This window comes from Lysinibacillus sp. RC79, from assembly GCF_041262405.1.
In the GTDB taxonomy this organism is placed as follows: Bacteria; Bacillota; Bacilli; order Bacillales_A; family Planococcaceae; genus Lysinibacillus.
The window spans coordinates 1-3,484 of record NZ_JBGCCD010000064.1; the positions used below are offsets into that span (position 1 = coordinate 1).

Annotated in this window: 4 protein-coding genes; 2 read left to right on the top strand and 2 right to left on the bottom strand. The window is 37.6% G+C overall.

All coding sequences use genetic code 11. From position 1 onward, the window contains the following. Nucleotides 1-305: 305 nt before the first annotated feature. Nucleotides 306-1,148 (bottom strand): polyphosphate kinase 2 family protein, encoded by an 843-nt coding sequence (locus ABH968_RS27620; protein WP_370049198.1) that lies wholly within the window; start codon nucleotides 1,146-1,148, stop codon nucleotides 306-308. Between the two features lie 202 nt (nucleotides 1,149-1,350). On the opposite strand from ABH968_RS27620, the gene ABH968_RS27625 reads away from it, so the two are divergent. Beyond that, nucleotides 1,351-2,064 (top strand): hypothetical protein, encoded by a 714-nt coding sequence (locus ABH968_RS27625; RefSeq protein WP_370049200.1) that lies wholly within the window; start codon nucleotides 1,351-1,353, stop codon nucleotides 2,062-2,064. A 26-nt stretch (nucleotides 2,065-2,090) separates the two neighbouring features. Here ABH968_RS27625 and map read toward each other — a convergent pair whose 3' ends face one another. After that, complete coding sequence (gene map / locus ABH968_RS27630; RefSeq protein ID WP_370049202.1) at nucleotides 2,091-2,846, bottom strand: type I methionyl aminopeptidase; 756 nt, start codon at nucleotides 2,844-2,846, stop codon at nucleotides 2,091-2,093. A gap of 348 nt (nucleotides 2,847-3,194) precedes the next feature. On the opposite strand from map, the gene ABH968_RS27635 reads away from it, so the two are divergent. After that, on the top strand, nucleotides 3,195-3,484 hold a 290-nt coding region (locus ABH968_RS27635), incomplete at its 3' end, for a hypothetical protein (protein ID WP_370049204.1).

A 3,484-nucleotide genomic window follows, 5' to 3' on the forward strand; every position in this document is an offset into this window, starting at 1 on the left:
CTGTGACATAGTAGACGATTAACTGACCGTAATAGCCCGATTGGTTCAACTAACAATCAGTGGGAAAAACACCCACTGATTGAAGTTTTACTTTACCCCGCTTTAACGGTCAGTAAATGTCTTTCCCAACTTTTAAATGAGATTCTGTGACATAGTAGACGATTAACTGACCGTAATAGCCCGATTGGTTCAACTAACAATCAGTGGGAAAAACACCCACTGATTGAAGTTTTACTTTATTGTATGTAAAAAAAGATGCTGCTACAACTAAAACATATCGTCTTGTTGTTACAGCATCCATAACATTATTTCATTTTTTGTTTTTGTTTTGGTTTTTGTTTTTTAGGCTTCTCTTCTAGTAATTCAAGGCTAGATGATTCAGCATCTTCTAAATGTGCTTTGCCTAATACATTCGTTAAATGAAGGCCACGTTTTTTTGCCTCACGTTCAATATGTGCTAATGTTTCTTGCAACACCTGTACACGAGCATATTGTTTATCGTCACCTGGTACTAGAACCCATGGCGCACTTTTCTTATCGGTCTTCTCAAACATTTCATTCGCAGCTTCTATATACTGAGGTGATTTTTCACGATTTCGCCAGTCTTCATCTGTTAGCTTCCAAGACTTATATGGATCCTCTTCGCGTTCTTTGAAACGATTAAGCTGCTCCTCATCAGATACTTGAAGCCAAAACTTAATAACAATATAATCTCCTGATGTTAAAATCTTTTCAAAATTATTAATTTCTTCGTATGCACGAGACCACTCTTCTGTTGTTGCAAATCCTTCAATACGCTCAACTAATACACGACCATACCATGAGCGATCAAAAATAGAGATTTGTCCATGCTGTGGCAACTTTCTCCAAAAGCGTTGTAAATAATTGTAGCGCAGTTCATGAGGCTGAGGTGCTGAAATTGGGTGTACGACATAGCCACGTGGATCAACACGTTCAATTAGACGCTTAATAGCGCCACCCTTACCAGCAGCATCCATACCTTCAAATACTAAAATTAGCCCAATTTTATTGTTTAATAAAAACTGTTGAGCATTTAACATTTCATATTGGAGTACTTTTAATTTCTTTTTATACATTTTCTTATCCAGTTTAACTGATAAATCTAGATCATTTAAATTTTGAGTCATTAAAACTTCACTCCTTACATTTGAATATTCTTATTGTACTAAAGAAATATATGACTGCCTATTCAAATGGTAAATTGTAGATATTTTTAACGAAACAACGCAATACATTGTTGGAAATTTCCGTTATAATGAAATATAATGTTACAGTCCTATACTTATTTGTCTTTTCCCTATACAATTTAACACGAAGGGAGAGGAAAACATGCCTCGATTTTTTTTGATGACAATCACTTATATTGTCTCACTCATCCTAACCTTTTCATCCTATTTCATGAAAATAAACGGTCAATCTTCTTTAGAGATTTCAAATCGTTTTCCTGTAATATTTGCACCTTTTAATGTTAGTTATGTGATTTGGATTGGGGTTTACATGTTACTTGGTTATTGGTTAGTCATGAATCTAAAAAAGACAACTATGAAACAGACTGTTCTCTTTAGTAGCATATGTATCATGCAGGCGTTAGCGATTGTTGTTTGGCATCACGAACTATATATCGTGTCAATTGTCAGTACGTTCATTTTAGTACTGTATTTATTAAAATTGTACAAAACGTACCCTCTCAGCAATAATTCACTCTCAGGTCGTATACCCTTCTCGATTTACTTCGCATGGATTACATTTAGCCTGATGACAAATATAAGCTTAACGCTAACATCTTATCAATGGAATGGTTTTGGCCTTAGTAATCCACTTTGGGCAGTTATTTCACTGACACTTGGGGTAGCAATAGCGCTACATATCCGATTCCATTATTTTGATATTATCTATCCAAGTGTATTTATCTGGTCCTATATTGGGGTAGCATTACATAATGGTTTTGATGAGCTACTTGTGACAACGGCAGCCTTGTTTTTATGTGGAGTGCTACTTGTCGGTATATTATTTATTAAAAAAAATCCTGCCTACCAAAAATAAATTGGTTAGCAGGATTTTTAGCTTTTTTATTGTTCATCTAGAGAAGTTAAAATAATTGGTTTGTCTTTAGTAACGATAATTGAATGCTCGATTTGAGCAACTAATGATTTGTCTGGCGTAACGAATGTCCAGCCATCACCAGACTCTACAATATGCTCCGCTTTTGCTGAGATAAATGGCTCGACTGCAAGCACCATGCCCTCTTTCATAATTGTAGAATCCCAAGCATCATAGTAGTTTAAAATATGATTTGGCTCATCATGTAAAGAACGACCTAAACCATGACCTGTTAGGTTCATAATCACTGTTAAATCATTGGCATATGCTTCACGCTCAACAGCTTTACCGATTTGGTTTAATTTTGATCCAGCTTTTACTTTTGTCATCGCACGGTCGAAAGCACTTTTAGCTACGCGACATAACTTTTCTTTATCCTCATAGCCATCACCAACTACAAATGAAATGCCCGTATCAGCAAAGTAGCCATTAAGTGACCCTGATACGTCTATATTTACGATATCTCCCTCGTTAATCACACGTTTACCTGGAATACCATGTGCGACTTCCTCATTTACACTAATACATGTGTATCCTGGGAAATCATATTCCCCTTTAGGTCCAGAAATCGCTCCTGCTTCAGCAAACATACGACCTGCAATTTCATCTAATTCAAGTGTTGTTACACCTGGTTTTGTAGCAGCCTTCATTGCTTCACGAATTTCAGCACAAATACGGCCAATTTTTTTAAAGGCTTCAATCTCTTCTTGCGTTTTTACAATCATTTTTAACGTCCCTTTCATCTAATATCTATTCATTAATATAACATAACTTTTTATACAAAAAACGCTAAACGCTTTAAATATTATATGCCATCATAAATTGTAAAGTGCTGAAAAACAGGTTCATCACCAAAAGTTGAGGATGACATTTATTTAAAACGTATGCCATTCATAAGTTGATTGGAGTGGAGGCTGGGCGACTCCTCGGGGATCAGCAATAGAGGAACGAAAGCTAAAATCATCACGTCCTGTGATAACGCCTTCGTGACCAACATCGGTGCTGCTGCCGCTTCGCTTTCGCGCAAAAAACATCTGTTGGCCCGAGACCCTGCAGCGAAGCGGATGTTTTCTGTGCGAAAGCGTAGTGCTAACGTAGCGGCAGCAACTGGGTTTTGTCTGTGCGAAAGCGAAGCGACAGCAATAGGATTTTATCTGTGCGAAAGCGCAGCGACAGCAACAAAAGCGGCTCATCGAACGCCCCCAGGAAGCTCTGCTCTGCGCGAAAGCGAAGCGTCAGCGGCAAATGTTTTATCTGTGCGAAAGCGAAGCGTCAGCAACAAATGTTTTATCTGTGCGAAAGCGCAGCGTCAGCAACAAATGTTTTATCTGTGCGAAAGCGCAGCGTCAGCAACAAATGTTTT